We start from the raw sequence: 19,086 nt of genomic DNA on the forward strand, positions 1-19,086 counted from the left end.
GCCCGCCATGTTCAGAAACTCCACCATTAAAATGCGACTCACCATACTGCTCTGCCTGCTATGCGTGCTGCTGCTGGGCGTCGGCGGGCTGGGACTTTACAACATGCAGAGCAGCAACCAGGGCCTGCAACGGGTTTATAACGACCGCGTGGTGCCGCTCAAACAGCTGAAAACCATCTCAGACAACTACGCCGTCGCCGTCATCGACAATGTCAACAAGGCCAATGCAGGCCTCATCAGCGCCGAAGAGGCGTTGCAACAGATCCAGCGGGCCCAGCAGCAGATCAAGCAGGAGTGGCAGCGTTATCAGTCCACCAAGCTGACCGCAGCCGAGCAGAAACTGTCGGCCGAGGCGGGCACCCTGTTCAGCGCGGCGGATCGCGACATCACCAGATTGGAGCAGTTTCTCGCGGCCCAGCGTGGCGTCATCGCCGGCAGCCTCAATGATTTTGACGGCAAGCTTTACGGTTCCATCGATCCCATCGGCAACAAGATAACCGAGCTGGTCAGTCTGCAACTCGATGTGGCCAAAGCCGAATATGAACAGGCCCAATCCTGGTACGACGCCATGCTGCTCACCATGATGGTGGTGGTCACGGCGGGCATAGTGGCCGCGGCCTGGTTTGGCATAGTGCTCATCCGCAGCATCATAGCCCCCATCAATCAGGCGCTGCAGGTGGCCAACCATCTGGCGGAGGGCAACCTCGACGTCACCATCACCATAGGGGCCAACGATGAAGCGGGCCAACTCTTGATGGCCATGCAGAACATGGTCAACAAGCTGACGGCCCTCATCAACGACATCGAAACCCTGGTCACGGCAGCCGTCGAGCAAGGGGATTTCAGCTACAAGATAGCGCTGGACGATCGGCAGGGTTATATCAAGCGCCTGTCAGAACTGCTGAACCGCTTGTCCAACGTCACAGATACCAGCCTCAAGGATGTCATGCGCATCGCCACCGCCCTGTCACGGGGGGATCTCACCCAGAAGATAGACCAACCCTACCCGGGGATTTTTGGTCAGACCAAGGATGGTCTCAACAGCACCATAGACGCCCTGACGGCCATCATTGAAGAGGTACGCAACGCCGCCGACAACCTCACCAATGCCTCCAGCCAGGTCAGCACCACGGCCCAGTCCCTGAGTCAGGCCACCAGTGAACAGGCCGCAAGCGTGGAAGAGACCAGCGCCTCCATCGAGCAGATGAGTGCCAGCATCAACCAGAACACGGACAACGCCAAGGTGACCGACAACATGGCGAGCAGCGCCGTCCTCGAAGCGACCGAAGGGGGCCGCTCGGTACAGCAGACGGTGGCCGCGATGCAGCAGATCGCCCGCAAGGTCAGCATCATCGATGACATTGCCTACCAGACCAATCTGCTGGCGCTCAATGCCGCCATAGAGGCGGCCCGCGCCGGTGAACACGGCAAGGGCTTTGCGGTGGTGGCCGCAGAGGTGCGCAAACTGGCCGAACGCAGCCAGATTGCGGCCCAGGAGATAGGGGAACTCTCCTCCAGCAGCGTCGATACCGCAGAGAAAGCGGGCAGCCTGCTCGACAAGATAGTGCCTTCCATTCGCAAGACATCCGATCTGGTCCAGGAGATCAACGCGGCGTCCGGCGAGCAGGCCAGTGCAGCGAACCAGATCAGCATGGCCATGAACCAGCTCAATCAGGTGACCCAGCAGAACGCGGCCAGCAGCGAGGAGCTGGCAGCCACCGCCGAGGAGATGAGCTCCCAGGCCAACGAACTGCAGCAGACCATGGACTTCTTCTCGCTGGAGAACCTGGTCAGGCCCTCAAAATTCAGCGAGGGCACGCACAGGGGCGCCCCCCCCAGAGGCAAGTTTGTCATGCCTGCCCAACACCCGCTGCACGGCAACACGGCACCGCAACCCCAGGTTGACGAAGCCGATTTTGTCCGCTTTTAACCGGAGAGACTCATGAGCATGTCAACCGAAGTGGTCCCACAGCCAGTCACGCTGGCTCATGACAATCAGGGCGATGCCCAGTACCTGACCTTCCTGATCAAGGGTGAGATGTTTGCCATCAACATTCTCGGGGTCAAAGAGATCATCGAATACGGCAACATCACCCCCATCCCCATGATGCCGAGCTTCATCCGCGGCGTGATCAACCTCAGGGGTGCCGTGGTCTCGGTGGTGGATCTCAACGCCCGCTTTGGCAATGCCCCCTCCAGCATCACCCGTCGCAGTTGCATCGTCATCATCGAAGGAATGCACCCGGATGATCCCGAGCACGGCAATCAGGACATAGGGGTCGTGGTGGATTCGGTCTCGGAAGTGCTGACCATTCCCTGCAACGAGATAGAGCCGCCACCCAGTTTTGGCGCCCGTATCCGGGCCGACTTCATCAGCGGCATGGGCAAGGTGAACGGCAAATTCGTCATCCTCATCAATACCGAGAAGGTGCTCTCCATCGACGAGATGACACAGCTCAGTGAACTGACCCAGCAGCAGGAACGGCTGCTTGAACAGAAACAGCCAACGCCATAACCCCGGCGTCAACAACAACGAGAGTGTCGCTCACACCACACAGCAATGACATGTCGCACAAGGATAAGGCCCATGACTCAATCATTCTTTGGCAATCTCTTCGGCAACGGTAGCGCTCATACCTTGCAACAAGCACAACTGACCCAGTTGATCGGCGCCACTCGCACCATTTCGCAGGGGATCGCGCAGGGTGAACAGCCGACCCTGCTGGAACTGGCCACACTGGACGGCCCGCTGCGGGAACTCTGTCAGGAGTTCAACCAGGTCATCACGCTGCTGGGCCAGCGGCTCAGCAGCGGGCTGGCGGCCATCAGCGCAAACCAGGCCCTGTATGACGAGAACCTGCGGGTGCGCAAGGCACTGGATGGCGCCTCGACCAATGTGATGATCGCCGATACCAACCTCGACATCGTCTACATGAATGAAGCCGTGCTCGCCATGCTGGGGCAGGCGGAATCCGACATCCGCAAGGATTTGCCCAACTTCGACACCAGACATCTGATGGGCAAGAACATAGATACCTTTCACAAGGATCCGTCCCACCAGCGCAGCATGCTGGCCAAGCTGGACAAGACCTACCGCGCGCAGATCTCGGTCGGTGGCCGCATCTTCTCCCTGATCGCCAACCCTGTCTTCAACGACAGCGGGGAGCGGCTCGGTTCAGTGGTGGAGTGGGCCGATCGCACCAAGGAGATCGCCATCGAGAATGAGGTGAAAGCGGCCAACGCCGCGGCCAAGCTCGCCGCCGCCGAGAGCCTGCGAGTCAAGAGGGCGCTGGATGGCGCCACTACCAACGTGATGATTGCCGACACAGATTTGAACATCATCTATATGAACGAGTCGGTCAAAGAGATGCTGAGCCTGGCTGAGTCCGACATCAGGAAGGAACTCTTCAGCTTCAATTCGTCCACCCTGATGGGGGCCAACATCGACAGCTTCCACAAGAATCCCGGCCATCAGCGCAGCATGCTGGCCAAGCTGAACAACACCTACAAGACCCAGATCCTGCTCGGTGGACGCACCTTCTCGCTCATTGCCAACCCTGTGTTCAGCGACGATGGCGAGCGGCTGGGCTCTGTGGTCGAGTGGTCTGATCGCACCAAGGAGGTCGCGATCGAGCGGGAGATGTCGGAAATAGTGCAGGCGGTGATCAACGGGGAGCTGCACAGACGCATGGATCTGGTGGGCAAGAGTGGCTTCTTCCAGACTCTGGGAGAAGGCATCAACCGCATCGCAGAGGTGATAGACACCAGTCTCAACGACGTGATCCGGGTGGTGCAATGTCTGGCTCGGGGAGACCTGACCCAGACGATCGTGGCCGACTACCCCGGGGTATTTGGCACCACCAAGGACTCCCTCAATCAAACCATCATCTCGCTGACCAACATAGTGACCGAGGTAAGGAGCGCGTCCGACAACCTCTCCAGCGCCTCGGAACAAGTCAGCGCCACCGCCCAATCCATCAGCCAGTCGAGCAGTGAGCAGGCATCCAGCATGGAAGAGACCAGCGCCTCCATCGAACAGATGAGTGCCAGCATCAACCAGAACACAGACAACGCCCAGGTCACGGACGGCATGGCCAGCAAGGCCGCCAAGGAGGCGGTGGAAGGGGGTGAGGCAGTCAAGCTCACGGTCGATGCCATGAAGCAGATTGCCAAACGGATCGGCATCATAGATGACATCGCCTACCAGACCAATCTGCTGGCCCTCAACGCCGCCATCGAAGCCGCCCGTGCGGGGGATCACGGCAAGGGCTTCGCTGTGGTCGCCGCCGAGGTTCGTAAACTGGCGGAGCGCAGCCAGGTAGCGGCTCAGGAAATAGGCGAGCTGGCCTCCAGCAGCGTCGACATGGCGGAAAAAGCGGGTCGCCTGCTCGATCAGATGGTGCCTTCCATCAACAAGACCTCGGATCTGGTGCAGGAGATCAGCGCCGCCTCCGCCGAGCAATCCACCGGCGTCAGCCAGATCAACATCGCCATGAATCAGCTGAGCCAGGTGACTCAGCAGAATGCCTCCTGCAGCGAGGAGCTGGCGGCCACGGCAGAGGAGATGAGCAGCCAGGCCGAGCAACTGCAACTGGCCATGGAGTTCTTTACCCTGGAGCAACACAAGGGCGGCACGGGTCAGAAGACCACTGCCCCCCGGACCGCGACCCGAGGGCGCTTCATCACCGACGGCAATGGACAAGATGGCTTCAATGGATCCCCTCGCCCCCACAACGACGCTGATTTTGTCCGGTTCTAAGCAAGGTACCGGGTGAGTCATGCTCACCCGGTACGCCCCTATCACCACAGGGAGTCCGTCCGTGTATCAGACCCAGTTGCATGATGATGAATTTACGCAGTTTCAACGCTGGATCCACCAAACGGCGGGCATAGATCTGTCACCGGCGAAGAAGGCGCTGGTTGCCAGCCGGCTGTCAAAACGGCTCTGTCACTACGAACTGGAGAGCTATGGCGACTATTTCAGCCTGATCATGAACAACCGGGGGCCAGAGCTGCAGATCGCGCTGGATCTGCTCACCACCAACGAGACCTACTTTTTCCGGGAACCAAAGCACTTCGAATTTCTCAGCGAGAAGGTGCTGGCACGGCTGCCAAAAGAGCGGGCGGTGCGCATCTGGAGCGCGGCCAGCTCGTCTGGCGAAGAGCCTTACAGCCTGGCCATGACGCTGGCCGACACGCTGAGCCAGGGCAATTGGGAGGTGATCGCCTCGGATATCTCGACCCGGGTGCTGGAGCAGGCCAGATCGGGGCAATATCCCATCGAGCGGGCCCATAATATTCCACTCTCCTTCCTGATGAAGTACTGCCTGAAGGGCGTCGGCTTTCAGGAGGGGACCTTCATCATCGATCGCAAACTCAGGGACAAGGTGCAATTTCATCACATCAACCTGAATCAGGAGCTGCCCGACATCGGCATGTTCGACATCATTCTGATCCGCAATGTGATGATCTATTTCAATCGGGAAACCAAGGGGCAGGTGCTGCAGCGCCTGGTGCCACGCTTGAAGAAGGGAGGCTACCTCATCGTCAGCCATGCGGAGAGCCTGAACGGTCTGCCCCACGGTTTGCAACTGGTGTCGCCCTCCATCTACCTGAAACCCTGAGGGTTTCAAGATGAAAGAGATAGTGCTGCAACCAGGAGAGTTCTTTTTTGGTCAGGACGATACCATCATCCGCACCCATCTGGGCTCCTGCGTGGCCATTACCATGTGGCACCCTGAGCAGAAACGGGGTGGCATGTGCCACTACATGCTGCCCAGCCGTGGCCACAACGATGACGGGCTGGATGGCCGCTATGCGGATGAGGCAATCCAGTTGTTTATCAATGAAATAAGCAAGTACCCCGCCCCCATTCACGAATACGAGGTCAAGTTGTTCGGCGGCGGCAACATGTTTATCGAACAGCAGACACTCAACACCATGAATGTGGCCATTAAAAATATCAAGGCGGCCTGGCAACTGACGCAGCACCTGGGGTTGTCGATCAAGGCTCATCATCTCGGACACGCAGGACACAGAAGCCTGATTTTTGAACTGGCCAACGGCAATGTCTGGGTACGCCATCACCGGCTGCCGCATCGTTAAGGGAACTGGGCTATGAAACAGATCAAGGTCATGCTGGTGGATGACTCCGCCGTGGTCAGGCAGGTATTGCAGGCCATTCTGGAACAGGAGCCTGATATCAAGGTGATTGCCACCGCGTCTGACCCGCTGTTTGCACTGGAGAAGCTAAAAAAAGAGTGGCCCGACGTGATAGTGCTGGATGTGGAGATGCCGCGCATGGATGGCATCACCTTTCTCACCAAGATCATGGCCGAGCACCCCACCCCAGTGGTGATCTGCTCTTCCCTCACCGAGAAGGGGGCGGAAACCACGCTGCAGGCCATGGACGCCGGCGCAGTGGACATCATCACCAAGCCCACGGTCGGCCTCAAAAGCTTTCTGCAGGAGTCGGCGCAAGCGCTGGCCATGGCGGTGCGCGCCGCCGCCCAGGCCAATGTCAAACGACTGGGCAAGGCGCCTGTGGCCACAGTCGCCGCCAAACTCAACGCCGACGCCATCATGCCCGCGGCCAGCCAGCATGCCATGGCCCAGACCACGGAGCGGATCGTGGCGATCGGCACCTCCACCGGCGGCACCCAGGCGCTGGAAGCCGTGCTGACGACCCTGCCCCGCGTCTGTCCCGGCATCGTCATAGTGCAACACATGCCGGAGAAGTTCACCGCCTCCTTCGCCGAGCGGCTCAACAATATATGCCAGATCGAAGTCAGGGAGGCGAAGAGCAATGACAGGGTCATTCCGGGTCTGGCGCTCATAGCGCCGGGGGGCAAGCACATGCTGCTCAAGCGCAACGGTGCCTACTATCACGTCGATGTGATGGACGGCCCCCTCATCAACCGTCACCGCCCCTCGGTGGACGTGCTGTTTCGATCCGTGGCCAAGTTTGCCGGTGGCAATGCCACCGGCATCATAATGACGGGGATGGGGGATGATGGTGCGCGCGGGCTAAGAGAGATGTTGGAGGCAGGCGCCAACACCTTCGCTCAGGATGAGGCCTCCTGCGTGGTGTTCGGCATGCCCAAGGAGGCCATCAAGCTCGGGGCCGCCCGCCACATACTGCCACTGCAGGATATTCACCATGCCATAGTGGGTCGCTAGCAGGCAGCAGCCATATGAGGCGACACGGCCCGGCATCCCCGGGCTGTGCTGTTTTAATGCGGCATGTCGTCGAGCAGCGCGAACAGCCGATCGATCTCGGCCTGCGTGTTGTAGTGCATGCAGCCCACCCGCAACACTCCCTCACTCACCCCCAACTGTTCCACCAGCGCCAGCGCATAGAAGTGGCCGGCCCAGCTGCATACCTGATGCTGGCCGAGATACTCGGCCATCTCGGTCGGCGTATGGCGGCTCGAGGTAATGGCGAAGGTCGGGGTGCGCCCCAGGCTGTCGTTGATGCCGTGCAGGGTGAACCAGGGCCGTTCGGCCAGCCTGGCCAGCAGATGGGCGCCGAGCTGCTGCTCATGGGCCCGGCTGCGGGCAAATGCCAGATCGAGACGCGCCTCCAGATCATGTTCGGCAGCGTCCAGCCCGGACAGCGAAGCCAGATATTCGACCGTCGCCTCCACCCCGGCCAGGGCTTCCCAGTTCTGGGTGCCGGTCTCCCACTTGTAGGGCGCCACATTCTTGGCCGGTTCGACTTTGTAGGGCGTGAACCGCTCCAGATGACGGTGCTTGCCATACAGGATGCCGAGGTGCGGGCCGAAGAACTTGTAGGCGGAGCAGCCGAGGAAATCACAATCCCAGGCCTGCACGTCGATGCGCTCGTGGGGTGCAAAGTGGACCGCATCCACATACAGCAGAGCCCCGACCCCGTGCACGGCATCGGCAATGCGGGGAATATCGACCAGGGTGCCCGTGGTATTGGATGCCGCCGTCACCGCCACCAGCCGGGTCTTGGGGCCCAGCAGCGTCAGCAGATGCGCATAGTCGAGCCCGCCGCTCGCCACATCCACCCGCACCTGATGCACCACAACGCCGCGATCGGCCGCCGCCTGCTGCCAGCTCGACACGTTGGAGTAGTGATCCAGTGCGCTGACGATGATCTCGTCCCCCGCCTGCCACTCCCGAGACAGGGCACGGCTGACCGCAAACGTCAGAGTGGTGAAGTTGGCACCAAAGACGATCTCTTCAGCCCGATCCGCTCCCAGCAGGGTCGCCACGGCCTGCCTTGCTCGCTGTGCCTGCTGCTCCGTGGCGCGGGCCGAGAAGAAGGGGCCACCCAGGTTGGCGTTGAAGTGGCCGAGATAGTCGGTCATGGCCGTGAGCACGGGGCGAGGCACCTGAGCGCCGCCCGGGCCGTCGAAGAAGATGGGGGTCTTGCCATCAACCAGTTGATTGAGGGCGGGAAACTGGCCGCGCAACACGGCGATATCGAGAGCCTGCATAGAAGAGTCCACAATCCATGTTAACAGTTGAATAACATGGTGAGAGTAAAATGGTGCAGCAGCAATGTCCATCCGTGAACCGGTCAACCATCACAGTTACAAGATGAGACCATATTTTCAGTAGAAAATGCTGAGGAGTCATACACAGCCCCGCCCACCCCATCAGTGCCTGCCGGCACGGGTCTCTCGTCGTATTCATGCCGGGAATCGACATAGAAGTCGTTGATAAGGATGAAAAATGAGCGAAAGATATCAAAAAATGACCGACTCGCACTTTTTTGTCGCCAGATATCACCAGAAGGGGTTCACAAAGCTGCCGGATCTGATAGTATGCGCCTCGCACTTGGGGAGGGGTTCCCGAGCGGCCAAAGGGATCAGACTGTAAATCTGACGGCTCTGCCTTCGAAGGTTCGAATCCTTCTCCCTCCACCATTCAAGTGCAAAAGTAGTGACAATCAGGAAATACCCCGTGGAGGGGTTCCCGAGCGGCCAAAGGGATCAGACTGTAAATCTGACGGCTCTGCCTTCGAAGGTTCGAATCCTTCTCCCTCCACCATTTTCCCGATTGCAATGGCTGAATAACCTATGCTTTGCCCCTGTGGAGGGGTTCCCGAGCGGCCAAAGGGATCAGACTGTAAATCTGACGGCTCTGCCTTCGAAGGTTCGAATCCTTCTCCCTCCACCATCATTTAAAAGACCCGGCCCAGAGCCGGGTTTTTGCTTTGTAAAAATGACTCCATTTGACACTGTCAGATCTGACAATTGCATCAGCTACTCTTTTTGGAAACAGTAGTGCTCACACAGTTCGGAGTCATGGATCGCCATGTTTGAGATTTGGGATGAGACGGGACAGGCAAACGGCTTGACGCTACCACAGTTGCGGCAGCGGCTGGCCAGCTATCGAGGCGAAGTCATGGTGCGCTACACCAATCGCATCGGCCTGCCGACGACTCTGTTCCTGACCGTCGATCAGGGACTGGCTTACCAGCGCTTCAAGGCGGATAAACCCCTGCTCGACTGGGCCTGGCTGGCACAAGCCGTGCAGTCAGAACCTCACCGGCAACCCAGGTTGTCACCATTTGATGCTCTCTTCCGCTAAACACCAGCCAGAATAATAACCAAACGGATCCGACGTGTAGGAGGTTAAGGGTCATATTATGTCATTCAATATCAAGTTTTCATTTCTAAACATCATGAACTGCAGTGGATACCTTGATATGGAGTAAATATAAAAATAAACCGTCAAACATTATCATTGCATTACCTTTATTCACGACAGTCGTCATGGTGTCTGTCTTTATCAAACGGGTATCAAACCGGCTCTCTTTTGGCATCACAAAAATAATGGCGCCAAAGTCGGTCAATATATTTACCCCGGCCGAGACTTGCGGCTGACTCTCCTGAACCGTATTGGCATCCAGATCGAACCCATCCTCCTGTTTTGGCAATACCGGAATAAAGCGGACCCTGAAATAGCGCTCCTTGTCCCGCTTTCCCATAAACAGCAGCCGGGTCGCCTGCACCCCGTTGGCCGGAATAATCATGCGGGACGGGCTGGCAATCAGCGCCCGGCGTCCCTCGGTCAGCTCGGCCGACTCCTGCGGCTGACCCGCCGCGTCGTAGCTGATCTCGTGAATGGCAACCTTGACGAAGGCGGTGGCGTCACCCTGATTACGAATGCGCTTCAAATAAGTGCTCTGCTGACCAGACATATAGTCATAAAGCGTGCCTATGCTGATTTCGGCCGATGCCAGCGCGTTGCCGCTGAATATCAGCGACAGGATAAAATATATTTTCTTCATGACGATTCCAGACTGGTTTTTACATGCAGATGTTTGTCTTGTTACGATGATTGATTAACAACAGACAAACTGGCTGCATATCATTGGAGACAGTTTATGTAGAACCAGGGGGGAAGTTAATCAGAATAGTCCTATATTGACTTGGCAAATTCAGCCGAATTATCAGAGGATTCCTACATAGCATCCCCCTGTCCCTCCTGTATTATGCGCAGCCATATCCGTCTATCAGGTGAGTGCCATGTTTGCGTTCAAAGAAGAGTATCCGATGAGTGACATGGCAACCGTGGCGGTGGCCGAGGTGGCCGTGCCCTTTTACCAGCCGATCATAGGCCGCGACCGTCAGGTCAAAGGCTATGAGGTACTGGCCCGGCGCTGGGAGCCGGCGCAGCAGAGTTATCAGGGCATCGACTTTCTCTCCCTCAGCCAGGATGAATCCCTGCATCTGGACATCGTCATGCTCAGGGCCATCATGCGCGATCTGCCGACCCTGGCGAAGGCTGGCCCCTATCTGCTCTCCATCAACCTCAACCCGACGCTGTGCAGCCCGACCTATCAGAACCTCTTGCTGCTGGTGCTGATCCAGGCGCACAAGGTGGGCATGGAGATCTGGTTCGAGGTGCTGGAACACGCCCCGCTGCACAGCAAGCACAGGGCGCTGATCGAGGTGCTGCGCGCTCATGGCGCCCACATCGCCTGCGATGACTTCGGCACCCAGGAGTGCAACTTCCAGCGGGTGATGGCGCTGCCCTACGAGATCATCAAGCTGGATCGCTCCCTGCTGCTGCAGGCGGCGCGCACGCCCCACGCCTTCAAGATGCTGACCGGTCTGGTGGAGTACCTGCAGCGACTCGGCATGAAGGTGGTGTGTGAAGGGGTCGAGACACTGCAACATATCGAGATAGCCAACCGGCTAGGTTGCGACTACCAGCAAGGCTACGCCTACGCCATGCCCTCCCCCCTCTCCCGCTGGGCCTGATCGGGCCGGACATTCATTCGCGGCTCGCGCCGGCAACCATTGCCTGCCAAATTGCATGATGGCGTGGGGGCGAGTACAATCTCGCACCCCGTATATCAGGTGCATCCCCTGTGATCCTGCATAATGATGTACGCCATCGGGTAGTTGTGACGCGAGCGCCGTCTCGTACCACGGCTCAACCAATCCGGCGCCATCAGGTGGCGCCGTCCTGATTTGCAATCAGATACTAAGAGTCCAACATGTTCAGACCAGAATTGCTCTCCCCCGCCGGGACCCTCAAGAATATGCGTTACGCCTATGCCTATGGCGCCGACGCCGTCTATGCGGGCCAGCCGCGCTACAGCCTGCGGGTACGCAACAACGAATTCGATCACGAGAACCTGCAGCTCGGCATCAACGAAGCCCACGCGCTCGGCAAGCAGTTCTACGTGGTGGCCAACATCCAGCCCCACAACTCCAAGCTCAAGACCTTCATCCGCGACATGCGTCCCGTGGTGGACATGAAGCCGGATGCGCTGATCATGTCAGACCCCGGCCTCATCATGATGATGCGCGAAGCCTTCCCGGACATGCCGATCCATCTGTCGGTGCAGGCCAACGCGGTCAACTGGGCCACGGTGAAATTCTGGCATCAGATGGGCCTGACCCGCGCCATCCTCTCCCGCGAGCTGTCCCTGGACGAGATCGAAGAGATCCGCATGCAGGTGCCGGAAATGGAGCTGGAAGTCTTCGTCCACGGCGCCCTCTGCATGGCCTACTCAGGCCGCTGCCTGCTCTCCGGTTACATCAACAAGCGCGACCCCAACCAGGGTACCTGCACCAACTCCTGCCGCTGGGAGTACAAGGTGCACGAGGGCAAGGAAGATGACGTGGGCCAGATTGTGCACCGTCAGGAGCCCATCGCCGTGCGCCCGGACAACACCCTGGGGCTCGGCAAGCCGAGCGATGCCTTGGTGCTGCTGGAAGAGTCCAACCGCCCCGGCGAATACATGACGGCGTTCGAGGATGAGCACGGCACCTACATCATGAACTCCAAGGACCTGCGCGCCGTCGAGCACGTGGAGCGCCTGACCAAGATGGGCGTGCATTCGCTGAAAATCGAGGGCCGCACCAAGTCCTTCTACTACTGCGCCCGCACCGCCCAGGTCTATCGCAAGGCCATCGACGACGCGGTCGCCGGTCGTCCGTTCGACCCGACCCTGATGGGCACCCTCGAGAACCTGGCCCACCGTGGCTACACCGAGGGCTTCCTGCGCCGTCACAACCACAGCGAGTACCAGAACTACGACTACGGCTACTCCGTCTCCGACACCCAGCAGTTCGTCGGCGAGATCACCGGTCGCCAGGGCGACATGGTGGAAGTGGAAGTGAAGAACAAGTTCCTGGTGGGCAACAGCCTGGAGCTGATGACGCCGCAGGGCAACGTCAGCTTCAATCTGGAGCAGATGCAGAACCGCAAGGGTGAGCTCATCGACACGGCGCCGGGCAACGGCCATGTGGTCTATGTGCCTGTTCCCAAAGAGATCGACATCAACTACGGCATACTGCTGCGCAACCTCGGCGATCGCCAGGATACCCGTCAGCCGCACTCGGCGGCCTGATATGTCCCTGCTCATCACCGACAAGTGCATCAACTGCGACATGTGCGATCCCGAGTGTCCGAACCAGGCCATCAGCCTGGGGGAGGAGATCTACGAGATAGATCCCAGTCGCTGCACCGAGTGCGTCGGTCACTATGAGAAGCCGACCTGCATCAGCGTCTGCCCCATCGATTGCATCATCTGGGATCCCGCCCACGTGGAGACCGAAGAGCAGTTGCTGGAGAAGTTTGTGCGGATGCACAGGCAGTAGCATCAGCGTCTGCGGCTCATAGGCTGCATCATCCGGGATCCCGCCCATGTGGAGACCGAGGAGCAGTTGCTGGAGAAGTTTGTGCGGATGCACCGGCAGTAGCATCAGCGTCTGCGGCTCATTGACTGCATCATCCGGGATCCCGCCCATGTGGAGACCAAAGAGCAGTTGCTGGAGAGGTTTGTGCGGATGCACCGGCAATAAACGGTCGGCAGGTCGCAACAACGTCATAGAAAAAGCCCCGCATGCGGGGCTTTTTGACGTTTGGTGCCGGCCGTGCCTAGACGTATTCCATAAAGACCCGGGAGGTAAGCTTGGTGATGAGTTCGTAGGGGATGGTGCCAATCTCGTCGGCGACCCGCTCCACCGGCAGCCCCTCGCCCCAGAGCACGGCTTCGTCACCGGCCTTGTCGGTGGCGCCCGGCCCCAGATCCACTGTGGTCATGTCCATGGAAACGCGGCCCACCAGCGGCACTATGCGGCCATTGACCAGCACAGAGGTGCCGTTTGGCGCCATGCGCGGGTAGCCATCGCCGTAGCCGATGGCGATGACGCCGAGCCGGGTATCGCGATCCGACACCCAGTTGGCGCCATAGCCCACAGGTTCGCCCGCCTTGTGATCCCGCACCGCGATGAGCTGGGTCTTCAAGGTCATCACGGGTTGCAGGTCGTAATCCGCCGCCACCGTATTGGGGAAGGGGGATACGCCATACAAGATGACGCCGGGGCGCACCCAGTCGCAGTGCGAATCGGGCCAGGCCAGAATGCCCGCCGAGTTCGCCATGGCCCGCTCGCCCGCCAGCGGGGCGGTCAACTTGCTGAACAAGTCGATCTGCTCGCGAGTGGTGGCTTGTTCGAGCTCATCGGAGCGGCTGAAGTGGGTCATGATGTTGAACGGCTGCACCACGTTCTTGCACCTGGCGAGACGCGCGATGAAGGCGGGCATCTCATCGGCGCGCACCCCGAGCCGGTGCATGCCGGTGTCGAGCTTGAGCCAGGCCACCACGGGGGCGGGCAACTCTGCCTGCTCCAGCGCTTCGAGCTGCTCCCAGGTGTGCACCGCCGTCTGCAGGTTGTTGGCCGCCAGCACCGGCAGATCGGCACTCGAGAAGAAGCCCTCCAGCAGCACGATCGGTTTGACCACGGCGCAGGAGCGCAGCATCAGCGCCTCTTCGATGCGGGCCACCGCATAGGCGTCGGCATCCACTAGGGTGCGGGCGACCGGCAGCAGGCCATGGCCATAGGCGTTGGCCTTGACCACGGCGATGATCTTGCAATCGGGGGCGTGCCGTTTGACCACGGCGAGGTTGTGGCGCAGGGCCGCTGTATTGATTTGAGCAATTGCCGCTTTCATCTGTTTTCCCTTACGAGGGCATGATGGCGCTTGAATGCGCCAGGCACCGTGTGGTGTCAGCCCTTAATTGTCATCGTCTAAGGCCGGACCGGCATAATTGTCGAACCGGGAAAACTGTGTCTTGGATCTGGGGGGCATAGTCACCTATATGGGTGCGCAGACCGGCCCCTCCCTACTTAGTAATCGTCATCAAACGCCGGGCCGGCATAGTTGTCGAACCGGGAGAACTGCCCCTGGAAGGTAAGCCGTACTCTTCCGATCGGGCCGTTACGCTGCTTGCCTATGATGATCTCGGCAATCCCCTTGTCGGGACTGTCATCGTGATACACCTCATCACGGTAGATAAACATGATCAAATCCGCGTCCTGCTCGATGGAGCCGGATTCCCGCAAATCCGAGTTGACCGGGCGCTTGTCGGCGCGCTGTTCCAGGCTTCGGTTCAGCTGGGAGAGCGCCACCACCGGGCACTGCAGCTCTTTCGCCAGCGCCTTGAGGGAGCGGGAGATTTCACCTATCTCCAGGGTCCGGTTGTCGGAGAGCGCGGGCACCCGCATCAGCTGCAGGTAGTCGATCATGATCATGGAGAGGCCGCCGTGCTCACGGGCGATGCGGCGCGCACGGGAGCGCACGTCGGTCGGGGTCAGGCCGGAGGCGTCATCTATGTACATCTTGCCCTTCTCGAGCAGCAGCCCCATGGTGGAGGAGAGGCGCGCCCAATCTTCGTCGTCGAGCTGACCGGTCCGCACCTTGGTCTGGTCGATGCGCCCGACCGAGGCGAGCATACGCATGATGATCTGCTCGGAGGGCATCTCCAGCGAGAAGATGAGTACCGGTTTGTCGGCGGTGAGCGCCGCGTGCTCGCACAGGTTCATGGCAAAGGTGGTCTTGCCCATGGAGGGACGGGCCGCCACGATAATCAGATCCGAGCGCTGCAGACCGGCGGTCATCTTGTCGAGATCCCCGTAACCGCTGGAGACCCCGGTCACCCCGTTGTGGGGGGTCTTGAACAGCTCTTCAATCTTGTCGACCGTCTGCTCGAGGATCAGCTTGAGCGGCTGCGGCCCCTCGTTGGCGCTGGTGCGCTGCTCGGCGATCTGGAACACCTTGCTTTCGGCCAGATCGAGCAGATCGCCCGAGGTGCGTCCCTGCGGCTCGTAGCCTGCTTCGACTATCTCGTTGGCGACCGAGATCATCTCCCGCACCACCGCCCGCTCACGCACGATCTCGGCGTAGGCATTGATGTTGGCGGCACTCGGGGTGTTCTTGGCGATCTCCACCAGATAGGCGAAGCCACCGGACTCTTCCAGTTGCTCCGAGCGTTCCAGCTCCTCCTGCAGCGTGATGAGATCGATGGGGTTGCCCACATTGGAGAGGCGGGTCATGGCCTGGAAGATAAGCCGGTGAGGACGGCTGTAGAAATCCTTGTCGATCACCCGTTCGGCGACCCGATCCCAGGCGTCGTTATCCAGCATCAGGCCGCCCAGTACGGACTGTTCGGCCTCAAAAGAGTGGGGAGGGACTTTCAGCTGTTGTGTCTTGGCGTCTTTTTTCGCCGTCACTTGCTCTGCCATACACATAAAAACCGCAGCGGGAAGGGGACGGGAATTTTACAAAAGAAACCCCGCCATCGCGAGTGCTAATGCACGCTATTCACTTCTGTCTGGTGCAACCCTCCTCCTGATGGTGGCTGGCACCGCTTGCCGATGAACTGTGCCAGGGGCTCACCCCGGCTTCATACCATGAGGAAGGGCCAGACCAGGGTCTGGTCATGGGGCTTGGCTCTCGCCTTGTTGCGCAGCTTGCGCTCCTTGCGGCTCGGTCGTCGACTTTTCATTGCGCTGCTCCTCTGATGCCCCCGATCGGGACAATCTGTTCATGAATAATTCATGCCAACCATGTTAATCATAGTCGCAAGCTGCAATACAACGAGGGACAGGCAGCCTGCCATGCGCCTCGCTGAGCTTGCCAAAGCAGAGCATGCCCCACCCACTGATGAGAGTGAAAAGAGTCAAAATGAAAAAGATGCTGACCCTGTTTGCCGTGATCCTGGCCATTGGCCTGGGGGCACCCATTGCCGAAGCCAAGAAGTTTGGCGGCGGTAAATCCTTTGGCAAGAGCTACAAGACGGCTCCGGCCCAACCGGCGGCCAAGCCCGTCGACACCAAGAACCCGGCGGTCGGGGCTCAGGCCGCACCGAAGAAGGGTGGCATGATGGGCGGTCTGCTCGGCGGCCTGCTGGCCGGTGGCCTGTTCGCCTACCTGCTGGGTAGCGGCGCCTTCGAAGGTCTGCAAGGCATGGACATGCTGCTGATCGCCGCCCTGGCGCTGGGCGCCGTCTTCCTGTTCCGTGCCATGCGCAGGAGCAAGGCGGCCTCGCTCCAGCCACAGGCAGCCTACGCCGGCTATCAGCCGCCATCGGCCGCCCCCCAGCAGTTCGAGCAGAGCAACAGTGCGCCGCAAGCGACCGGCTTTGCCGACAGCGACGTGCCCTTCCGTCTGCCGCCAGGTTTTGACATGAACGGTTTCCTGTCAGGTGCCCGTGATCACTACCGCACCCTGCAAGAATCCTGGAATAAAAACGATCTGGAAAAGGTACGCGAGTACGTAAGCCCCGAGCTGTTCGAGCAGCTCAAAGCCGAACGTGCCGAGCTGACCGGTGAGCAGCATACCGAAGTCATGTATGTGGATACCCAGCTGGTACGTGCCGACTACGGCAGTGACTGGGCCCAGGTCAGCGTTCGCTTCAGCGGCCGCTACATGGATCGCCAGGAGCAGGTCGAGGAGGACATCAAGGAGGTGTGGCACCTCGAACGCAACCTGGCCAAGGACAATGCGCCCTGGCACATAGTCGGCATCGAGCAGCTGTAAGCACTCCCTTGTCTGCGATGACAACAGAGGCGGCCCTGGGCCGCCTCTGTTATTTTTGAGTCCCCATCTCCCCTCTCCGCCTCCCTCCCCCTGGACACCCCTGCCATTGACACCCCGTGGTGGCTATGAGAATGGTGCCTGATTGTGTAGTATGACCGACCTTTTTTTGTTCAATTTCCGTTCACCGAGGCGTGGTCCATGGCTCTCTCTTTTCTGCGTCACAGCAACCTGCCTCGTCTGCTGGCCAGCCTGCTGTGCTGCGCCTCCTTGATCCTCATATCCCTCGCCACCCTCTACTGGCAGACCTGGTCTCTGACTCGCCAGCAGGCACAGACCGCCGCCGAGCGCGCCATGGTGCAGATCGACAGCGCCCTGCGCCACTCGACCCAGGCGGCAAGGGCCGCCCTGCCGCTGGCGAGCCGGCCCTGTGCCGAGGTTGCCCGCGAGCTGCGGGTGCTGGTCGCCACCTCTCCCTATGTGCGCTCGGTCAACCTCTCCCGCCACGGCCGCCTCTACTGCTCCTCCATCTTCGACGAGATAGACCTGAGCGATGAGCTGCAAGACGGCCAGCACGAGCGGTTCAAGCTCAGCGCCGTCACCCGGCTCGGGCGCAAGCCCTCTCTGCTGTTCTATCACCTGAGCGAAGGGGAGCATTCGGTGATGGTCGCCATCAACCCCTACCACCTGAGCAAACCCTTGCAGTGGCGGCTCGCCGGCGCCCATAGCTGGGTGCAGATCGGCGAACAGTGGCTCGACCTCCAGGGCAAGATCCACGACGGCCAGCCTCCAAGATTGCGGGGATTCAACTATCGGCTCAACTCGACCGCATTCGACTACAACCTCAACCAGGGATTCCCCTTGCATGCCGTGCTGGCCCTGACCCTGCAAAAGCAGGGCTCCCTCATCATACTGATCCTGACGCTGGGCGGCCTGGCCGGCCTCGCCACCTACCGCTGGTGGAGCCATATCTCGACCCCGACCCTGGAACTCAAGCGCGCCATCATCAAGCAGGAGTTCATCCCCTATCTGCAACCCATCGTCTTCAGCAAGAGTGGCCAGCTGCATGGCTGCGAGGTGCTGATGCGCTGGCAACACCACCGCCAGGGGCTGATCCGGCCGGATCTCTTCATCCCGCTGGCGGAGGAGAGCGGCCTCATCATACTCATGACCCAGACCCTGATGCAGCAGGTGCGCCTGCAGTTCGCCCCCCACGCGGCGCAGCTGCCGACCCGCTTTCACTTCGGCTTCAACATCTGCGCCCAGCACTGCCAGGATCTGAGCCTGATCGATGACTGCCGCGTCTTCCTCGCCGCCTTCGCCGGCAATCCGATAACCCTGGTGCTGGAGCTGACCGAGCGGGAGCTGATCCCCCCCAGCCAGCTGACCGACCGGCTGTTTGGCGAGCTGCGGCAGATGGGGGTCAAGATAGGGCTGGACGACTTTGGCACCGGCCACTCCAGCCTCACCTATCTGCAGCAGTTTCACGTCGATTATCTCAAGATCGATCAGAGCTTCGTCGCCATGATAGGCACCAATGCCCTCTCCCGTCATATTCTTGACAGCACCATCAGCCTGGCCACCCGGCTGGGGCTGGAGACCATAGCCGAAGGGGTCGAGACCCAGGAGCAGGCGGACTTCCTGACCGAGCGCAACGTCAACTACCTGCAGGGCTATCTCTATGGTCGCCCGCTCACCCCGGCGCAGTTTCTGCGACTGCTGCCCGCCGTCACCACAGAGCCGGCGGCCCGGCCCGGCAGTGCCTGATCCCTG

At 60.0% G+C, this 19,086-nt stretch carries 15 protein-coding genes, 3 tRNA genes and 2 pseudogenes; 16 read left to right on the forward strand and 4 right to left on the reverse strand.

From position 1 onward, the window contains the following. The first annotated feature begins 7 nt into the window (after positions 1-7). From IU367_RS16630 to IU367_RS16655, 6 genes are all read left to right on the forward strand, one after another. Positions 8-1,930, forward strand: coding sequence for a methyl-accepting chemotaxis protein (locus IU367_RS16630; protein WP_274452490.1), 1,923 nt, complete (start codon positions 8-10; stop codon positions 1,928-1,930). 12 nt (positions 1,931-1,942) lie between these two features. Next, on the forward strand, positions 1,943-2,515 hold the full coding sequence (locus IU367_RS16635) for a chemotaxis protein CheW (RefSeq protein ID WP_042034988.1): 573 nt from the start codon (positions 1,943-1,945) through the stop codon (positions 2,513-2,515). 72 nt (positions 2,516-2,587) lie between these two features. Beyond that, positions 2,588-4,759: a methyl-accepting chemotaxis protein gene (locus IU367_RS16640; protein WP_274452491.1), complete on the forward strand. Its 2,172-nt coding sequence runs from the start codon at positions 2,588-2,590 to the stop codon at positions 4,757-4,759. A 61-nt stretch (positions 4,760-4,820) separates the two neighbouring features. Further along, entirely contained in the window at positions 4,821-5,624 is an 804-nt protein-coding gene (locus IU367_RS16645; protein WP_098984921.1) for a CheR family methyltransferase, read from the forward strand. Positions 5,625-5,634: 10 nt separating this feature from the next. Next, on the forward strand, positions 5,635-6,105 hold the full coding sequence (gene cheD / locus IU367_RS16650; RefSeq protein ID WP_043135062.1) for a chemoreceptor glutamine deamidase CheD: 471 nt from the start codon (positions 5,635-5,637) through the stop codon (positions 6,103-6,105). Between the two features lie 12 nt (positions 6,106-6,117). Next, positions 6,118-7,179, forward strand: coding sequence for a protein-glutamate methylesterase/protein-glutamine glutaminase (locus IU367_RS16655; protein WP_241279946.1), 1,062 nt, complete (start codon positions 6,118-6,120; stop codon positions 7,177-7,179). 53 nt (positions 7,180-7,232) lie between these two features. On the opposite strand, the gene IU367_RS16660 is transcribed toward IU367_RS16655, so the two are convergent. Beyond that, positions 7,233-8,465 (reverse strand): cysteine desulfurase-like protein, encoded by a 1,233-nt coding sequence (locus IU367_RS16660; protein WP_241279948.1) that lies wholly within the window; start codon positions 8,463-8,465, stop codon positions 7,233-7,235. A 347-nt stretch (positions 8,466-8,812) separates the two neighbouring features. Here IU367_RS16660 and IU367_RS16665 point away from each other — a divergent pair. The 4 genes from IU367_RS16665 (at position 8,813) to IU367_RS16680 (ending at position 9,564) form a co-directional block, all read left to right on the forward strand. Next, positions 8,813-8,897, forward strand: a tRNA-Tyr gene (locus tag IU367_RS16665). A gap of 39 nt (positions 8,898-8,936) precedes the next feature. Continuing rightward, positions 8,937-9,021: transfer RNA gene (locus IU367_RS16670), tRNA-Tyr, on the forward strand. A gap of 44 nt (positions 9,022-9,065) precedes the next feature. Continuing rightward, a tRNA-Tyr gene (locus IU367_RS16675) sits at positions 9,066-9,150 on the forward strand. Positions 9,151-9,288: 138 nt separating this feature from the next. Then, positions 9,289-9,564: a hypothetical protein gene (locus IU367_RS16680; protein WP_274452492.1), complete on the forward strand. Its 276-nt coding sequence runs from the start codon at positions 9,289-9,291 to the stop codon at positions 9,562-9,564. Positions 9,565-9,706: 142 nt separating this feature from the next. Here the strand turns inward: IU367_RS16680 and IU367_RS16685 are convergent. After that, positions 9,707-10,267, reverse strand: a pseudogene (locus IU367_RS16685) (hypothetical protein); the annotation flags it as partial. Positions 10,268-10,505: 238 nt separating this feature from the next. Here IU367_RS16685 and IU367_RS16690 point away from each other — a divergent pair. The 4 genes and pseudogenes from IU367_RS16690 to IU367_RS16710 all read left to right on the forward strand — a co-directional run. Continuing rightward, on the forward strand, positions 10,506-11,243 hold the full coding sequence (locus tag IU367_RS16690) for an EAL domain-containing protein (protein ID WP_043554692.1): 738 nt from the start codon (positions 10,506-10,508) through the stop codon (positions 11,241-11,243). A 239-nt stretch (positions 11,244-11,482) separates the two neighbouring features. Continuing rightward, positions 11,483-12,844, forward strand: coding sequence for a prephenate-dependent tRNA uridine(34) hydroxylase TrhP (gene trhP / locus IU367_RS16695; protein WP_033130937.1), 1,362 nt, complete (start codon positions 11,483-11,485; stop codon positions 12,842-12,844). A gap of 1 nt (position 12,845) precedes the next feature. Beyond that, positions 12,846-13,094, forward strand: coding sequence for a YfhL family 4Fe-4S dicluster ferredoxin (locus IU367_RS16700; protein ID WP_021140912.1), 249 nt, complete (start codon positions 12,846-12,848; stop codon positions 13,092-13,094). Between the two features lie 120 nt (positions 13,095-13,214). Continuing rightward, positions 13,215-13,298, forward strand: a pseudogene (locus IU367_RS16710) (YfhL family 4Fe-4S dicluster ferredoxin); the annotation flags it as partial. A gap of 76 nt (positions 13,299-13,374) precedes the next feature. Here IU367_RS16710 and alr read toward each other — a convergent pair. Further along, complete coding sequence (alr, locus tag IU367_RS16715; protein ID WP_043135075.1) at positions 13,375-14,448, reverse strand: alanine racemase; 1,074 nt, start codon at positions 14,446-14,448, stop codon at positions 13,375-13,377. Positions 14,449-14,624: 176 nt separating this feature from the next. After that, positions 14,625-16,019, reverse strand: coding sequence for a replicative DNA helicase (gene dnaB / locus IU367_RS16720; RefSeq protein WP_043554690.1), 1,395 nt, complete (start codon positions 16,017-16,019; stop codon positions 14,625-14,627). A 442-nt stretch (positions 16,020-16,461) separates the two neighbouring features. Between dnaB and IU367_RS16725 the strand changes: the two genes are divergently transcribed. Beyond that, positions 16,462-17,316, forward strand: coding sequence for a Tim44 domain-containing protein (locus IU367_RS16725; protein WP_274452495.1), 855 nt, complete (start codon positions 16,462-16,464; stop codon positions 17,314-17,316). A 198-nt stretch (positions 17,317-17,514) separates the two neighbouring features. After that, a complete protein-coding gene (locus IU367_RS16730) occupies positions 17,515-19,080 on the forward strand; it encodes an EAL domain-containing protein (protein ID WP_274452496.1) in 1,566 nt (521 codons plus the stop codon). Positions 19,081-19,086 lie beyond the last annotated feature (6 nt).

Origin of the sequence: Aeromonas bestiarum, from assembly GCF_028751155.1 — a bacterium.
In the GTDB taxonomy this organism is placed as follows: domain Bacteria; phylum Pseudomonadota; class Gammaproteobacteria; order Enterobacterales; family Aeromonadaceae; genus Aeromonas; species Aeromonas bestiarum.